Annotated in this window: 5 protein-coding genes and 1 pseudogene; 2 read left to right on the forward strand and 4 right to left on the reverse strand. The window is 69.9% G+C overall.

All coding sequences use genetic code 11. From position 1 onward, the window contains the following. Positions 1 to 414: pseudogene (locus tag ACRDSQ_RS24155) on the reverse strand (hypothetical protein); the annotation flags it as partial. After that, the gene (locus ACRDSQ_RS24160; protein WP_431424238.1) at positions 411 to 1,655 is read right to left on the reverse strand and encodes an ATP-grasp domain-containing protein; all 1,245 of its coding nucleotides are present in this window, start codon (positions 1,653 to 1,655) and stop codon (positions 411 to 413) included. The gene ACRDSQ_RS24160 and the pseudogene ACRDSQ_RS24155, both read right to left, overlap by 4 nt. A 173-nt stretch (positions 1,656 to 1,828) precedes the next feature. Here ACRDSQ_RS24160 and folC point away from each other — a divergent pair, with 173 nt between their 5' ends. Both folC and ACRDSQ_RS24170 read left to right on the forward strand, forming a co-directional pair. Further along, positions 1,829 to 3,196, forward strand: a complete 1,368-nt coding sequence (folC, locus tag ACRDSQ_RS24165) for a bifunctional tetrahydrofolate synthase/dihydrofolate synthase (protein WP_431424240.1) — start codon at positions 1,829 to 1,831, stop codon at positions 3,194 to 3,196. Next, entirely contained in the window at positions 3,193 to 3,561 is a 369-nt protein-coding gene (locus ACRDSQ_RS24170) for a DUF4233 domain-containing protein (protein ID WP_431424241.1), read from the forward strand. Before folC ends, ACRDSQ_RS24170 begins: the two co-directional genes overlap by 4 nt. Before the next feature lie 70 nt (positions 3,562 to 3,631). Here ACRDSQ_RS24170 and ACRDSQ_RS24175 read toward each other — a convergent pair whose 3' ends face one another. Together ACRDSQ_RS24175 and ACRDSQ_RS24180 are read right to left on the reverse strand one after the other, a co-directional pair. Further along, entirely contained in the window at positions 3,632 to 4,453 is an 822-nt protein-coding gene (locus tag ACRDSQ_RS24175; protein WP_431424242.1) for a hypothetical protein, read from the reverse strand. Positions 4,454 to 4,491: 38 nt separating this feature from the next. Continuing rightward, positions 4,492 to 5,348 (reverse strand): RNA polymerase sigma factor (locus ACRDSQ_RS24180; RefSeq protein WP_431424244.1); only part of this gene is annotated, 857 nt, incomplete at its 5' end.

Genomic DNA, 5,348 nt, shown 5'->3' on the forward strand with positions numbered 1-5,348 from the left:
CAGGTCGACGACGGCCGCCGCGCGCGCCATGGACTTGTCCAGCGAACTCCCAGCGGGGATGGTCACCTGCTCGGCGCCGGAAGTCTCGTGCGGGTGCGCGGTCATCAGGTACGCGTCGAGCGCGGCGGTCCGGATCGCCGAGTTCGGGTGCTCCAGCAACTCCGCCACACTCGCGCCGACACAGTCGTAGACGTCGTCGTCGGCGAGGGTGCCCGGCTCGACCGCGCACGAGCCGACGGCCTGCCCGATCCGCAGGCTGACCACACTGTTGCGGTACGACTGGTCCCGCGACGCGTGCCGGACGCCCTGCTGGGTGCTGAACCCGACACTGATCCGCGCACCGGCCGGGTCGGGCCCGAGTTTGCCCGCGCGGACGTGGTCGACCAGGTCGGCGAGGGACGAGAAGGCCGTCACGCGGCGTCCTCGGCGTAGCGCACGTCCAGGCCGTCGACGAGCTTGTCGGCGGTGGCCCGCGCACCGGGGCCGTCGTGGTCGACGACCATCACGTGCCCGAGGTAGGTGTTGTTGCTGGTCGGCTCGCCCGCCCGGTGTCCGGGGGCCTTGAGCTTGCACTCCACGACCCCGGGCGCGTCGACGTCGCCCACGATCTCGGCGACCACCCCGGACCGCGGCGGCAGCAGGAACGAGATCGCCGCGCTGCGCACCCCGGTCTCGGCGTGTGTCAGGTCCGGTCGCTGCCCGACGGCGAGCTGCGCGTACGCGGCGGGCAGGTCGATGCCGGTCACGCGGCGCACCAACTCGGTGATCTGGTTGCCCGCCGGACGCGGGTTGACCTCGATGAGCTTCGGCCCGGTCGAGGTCAGCTTGATCTCGGTGTGCGCGACGATGTCGTCGAGGCCGAGCGCCTCGATGGCGGCCACGGCGACCTCCGCCGCCTCGGCGCCGTCGAGGTCGGCGGGGAACATGTGCCCGCTCTCGACGAACCACGGCTCGCCGGCGATGCTCTTGTCGGTCACCCCGACGATGTGGGTCACGCCCGCCACCGTCACCGTCTCGACGCTGACCTCCGCGCCGTCGAGCAGCTCTTCGAGCAGCACGGTCGGCAGCCGGGGCTGGTCGCGGGCGTTGACCGGGAACGACTCCAGCGCGGCGAACGCCTCGCGCAGCTCCGCCTCGCCCGCGACCTTGCGCACGAACATCCCGCCGCACAGGTCCACCGGCTTCACCACGAGCGGGTAGCCGAGCGACTGCGCCGCGTCAGCGGTCTGCGGCCATCCCGTGGTCAGGGCGTACCTCGGCCCCGGAACTCCCGCGGCGTCGAGCGTGGTCCGGGTGCGGTCCTTGCGGTTGGCGCGCTCCACGGCGTCGGGGGTGGGCCCCGGCAGCCCGAGATGGGCGGCGACCCTGGCGACGGCCGGGAGGTAGTAGTCGCAGGAGGAGATGACGCCGTCGAACCCCAGTGCGGCGTGCATACATTCCACATAGGACAGCAGGGCGGGCACGTCGTTGGTCTCGGTGGTCAGCACGTTCTCGGCCGCCAGCAACGGATGTGTGCCCTCGGTGGGCGCGGAGCGCAGGTAGTGGTGCAGGTCCCGGGTGAGGAAGGTGAAGCGGTGACCGGACTCGCGGATGGCCCGGGGGAGCAGCGTGCTCATCGCCCCGACCCAGCTCTCGATCATCAACAGATGCGCCACGCCACACTCCCTCGCCCTACCGCCGGCAAACAAAGGAATGGTAATCATTTTCAGTAACTTGTCACTCCGGCAGGTAGGTGACGTGGGACACGTGGACGGTGACCGGGAGTGGCCGTTAAGGGCGCGCGTAGACTCGCGGGGTCAAATGTCGGCAACCTCCGAGGAGAACGCGCGTGCCCAAGCTTGACCCCGGGGCGCTGGAGGAACTGCAGCAGGTCGAGTCCGAACTGGACACCCGCTGGCCCGAGACGAAGATCGAGCCGTCGCTCGACCGCATCTCCGCGCTCCTCGACGTGATCGCCCAGCCGCAGCTGGCGTACCCCGTGCTGCACATCGCCGGGACCAACGGCAAGAGCTCCACGACCCGCATGGTCGACGCGCTGCTCACCCGGATCGGCCTGCGCACCGGCCGGTTCACCAGCCCGCACCTGCAGTCGGTCACCGAGCGCATCAGCCTCGACAACGAGCCGATCACCCCGGAGCGCTACGTCGAGGTCTACCGCGACCTTGAGCCGTACATCGCGATGGTCGACGCCAAGAACGACGTCAAGCTGAGCAAGTTCGAGATCCTCACCGCGATGGCGTTCGCCGCGTTCGCCGACGCCCCGGTCGACGCGGCCGTGGTCGAGGTCGGCCTCGGCGGCAGCTGGGACGCGACCAACGTCGCCGACGCTCGGATCGCCGTCGTCTGTCCGATCGGCATCGACCACGTCGACTACCTGGGCCCGGACATCCTCGGCATCGCGCGGGAGAAGGCGGGCATCATCAAGCCCAACTCGATCGCCCTGCTCGCCGAGCAGACCAACGAGGTCGCCCGAGTCCTGATCGAGCGCGCCACCGAGGTCGACGCGGTCGTCGCCCGGCAGGGCCTGGAGTTCGGGGTGTTGGAGCGCGGCGTCGCGATCGGCGGCCAGATGCTCAAGCTGCAGGGCCTCGGCGGCGTCTATGACGAGATCTTCCTGCCCCTGCACGGCGCCCACCAGGCCGCCAACGCCGCGCTCGCGCTGGCCGCCGTCGAGGCGTTCTTCGGCGCCGGAACCGAACGGCAGCTCGACGTCGACGCCATCCGCGAAGGCTTCGCCTCAGTCGTGGTCCCCGGCCGCCTGGAGCGCCTGCGCTCCTCCCCGACGGTCTTCGTCGACGCCGCCCACAACCCCCACGGCGCCGCCGCCCTCGCCGCGGCCCTGGAAGACGAGTTCGGGTTCCGCAAGCTGGTCGGCGTCCTCGGCGTGATGGGCGACAAAGACGTCGCGGGCATCCTGACGGCGCTGGAGCCGGTGTTCAGCGAGGTCGTCATCACCGCCAACTCGTCTCCGCGGGCGATGGACCCGGACCAGCTCGGCGAGGCCGCCATCGAGGTCTTCGGCGAGGACCGGGTCATCGTCCACCACCGCCTCCTCGACGCCATCGACGCGGCCGTGACGCTCGCCGAGACCACCGAGGACCCCCGCGAACCGATGACCGGCGGCGGAGTGGTCGCCACCGGCTCGGTCGTCACCGCGGGCGAGGTCCGTGCGATGTTCGGCAAGGAGCCCGCATGAGCGCCCCCGACCCCATGAAGGGCTTCCGCGGCGTGATGTCCGCGATGCTCATCCTCGAAGCCATCGTGGTCATGCTGGCCCTGCTGATCATCGCCAAGACCGAGGGCGGCCTGGCCACCTGGCAGGGCTGGCTCGTCGGGTCGCTTGGCGTGGCCCTGATCCTGGCGTGCGGGGTTGTCGGCAAACCGTGGGGCACGTGGGTCGCTGTCGGCCTGCAGGGCGTGATGATCCTGTGCTTCTTCGCGCTGCCTGCTCTGGGCGCTATCGGCGTGATCTTCGGGCTGGCGTGGGCGTGGATGCTCTGGCTGCGCCAGGACGTCCAGAAGCGGATGGCCGAGGGCAGGCTCACCAGCCAACAGGAGTGACATTCGGCTACGACCACGACAGAACCAGGCACCTGAGGGCGGGCGAGTCAGGCCCGGCGCCGCTGTCTGGTCAGGGTGCGGGCCACCGCCGGACTGCGTCGGCCACTTCGGGCTCCAGCTGGGACAGCCGGTTCACGACTTGGTCGTGCGTCAGCTCCGGATGGCCGAGCAGCCGTTGGTAGTCCCGCAGCCCGTCCTCACCGCCCGCGGTCCACAACTGCTCGGCGAAGCGGATCAGCCGGAACTCGAACCACACGTAGTTGGTGACTCCGGTCTGCATGCTTTCGCCCATCAGCGCGAGGTCCTGCAAATCCCAGATCTCGTGCCCGGCATCGATGGTCGCGTCTGCCATGGCAGCGAGCAGACGCAGCTGGTCGGGTTCGTGGGTGGCGAGGTAGCCGTGCATGCCGAGGTTGGCGAACAACTCCATCACCCAGTCGGCCGGGAACTCCGACGCCCAGGTCACCGGGTGGATCTCGTGGAACAGGTGGGTGGCCTCGTGGGTGATGATCAAGTCGGCGATCCCGGTGAAGTCCGGCGGATCCCCGAAAGTGGCCTTGATCGAGGTGGACGCGGTTTCGCCCAGGTGCGGCCGCAGCGCGTCGAAGTAGTCCTGCCACCAGCGCGCCGGGGTCGGTGACGTGCCGAGCTTGTCCGGGATCGAGAACGGCATCCCGTAGATGGGCACCTCGCACACGCTGGGCCAGTCCTGCTCGTCGGCCACCACGAGGGTCGGGCGGCGCACCCTGCCGGTCACCTCGCCCAGCCAGTCGAGTGCTTGAGTGGCCCGGGCGGCGAGAAGCAGGCCGCGCTCCTCGGAGCCGCGGCTGACGAACACCGGGAACGGGAAGTCCTCCAGGGACACCAATGTGGGATATGTGGAAGTTGTCATGCCTACTGGTGTGGTCGGCGGGCCGAAAAGTTCGCCGCTCAGCCGAACGCGTACGCCAGATGGAGGCTCACGATTTCCTCACCATGGTGCCGGTAGATCTGGGTGGTGAACGGTGGGCAGTGATCGGGAGCGTCGCACGGGTTCTGGAACGTGCCCTCGACCACGGTGAGCCCGGCACCGGGCACGACGCGGACCAGCCGCAGGCGGACCCCCGCCGCCACCTCCTCGGCGAGGCTGCCGACGATGGCGGCTCGTCCTACGATCTGGTCGTCGCTGCCGGTCACTGTGAGTCGGGCTTCCTCAGCCAGCGCGCCTGCCAGCAGGGTGGGTTCACGGCCGCTGTTGTATTCCTCGACTATCGCGGCGAAGAGCCGCTCGCTCGCTCGCGTCACTCGCGTGTGGTCGTCGGCGGCGGAGAACTCCAGTTCGCGCAGCCGCGGCACGAGTGCCGCACGGGCATCATGCAGGCGGCTGCGCACCGTGCCCACCGGGATGCCCAGGGCAGCCGCCATCGCCTCGTAACTGGTGACCCCACTGAAATAGCGCAGGATCACGACGTCGTGGAGTGGCTCCGAGAGCCCGCCGATCGCCTCCCAGACCCAGTCCCGCAGTGCCGCCTCCTCGATCCGGCGTTCGAGGCTGTCGGCTGCCGGGAGGTCGGCGAGGTCTACGGGAAGCGGATCGCGGCGGCGGAGCCGGGCACGGGCCAGATTCCTGGTTACCCCCGTCAACCATGCCCGCGCGAGCGAAGGGTCCCTGATCTTGCCGAGATCCGCGATCGCGACCAGCGTGGCATCCTGCACGACGTCTTCGACCTCCGGCCCCGCGCTCAGCACCGAGGCCGCAACCGCGTGCATCGCCGCACGGTGGCGCATCAGCAGGACCGCGAGCGACT

The sequence above is a fragment of the Actinokineospora sp. genome (assembly GCF_050699995.1).
GTDB lineage: Bacteria > Actinomycetota > Actinomycetes > Mycobacteriales > Pseudonocardiaceae > Actinokineospora.

Excerpts from the sequence above, each read along its gene's own strand:
- ACRDSQ_RS24170 (WP_431424241.1), top strand. The coding sequence starts at position 3,193 with ATGAGCGCCCCCGACCCCATGAAGGGCTTCCGCGGCGTGATGTCCGCG.
- ACRDSQ_RS24175 (WP_431424242.1), bottom strand. The coding sequence starts at position 4,453 with ATGACAACTTCCACATATCCCACATTGGTGTCCCTGGAGGACTTCCCG.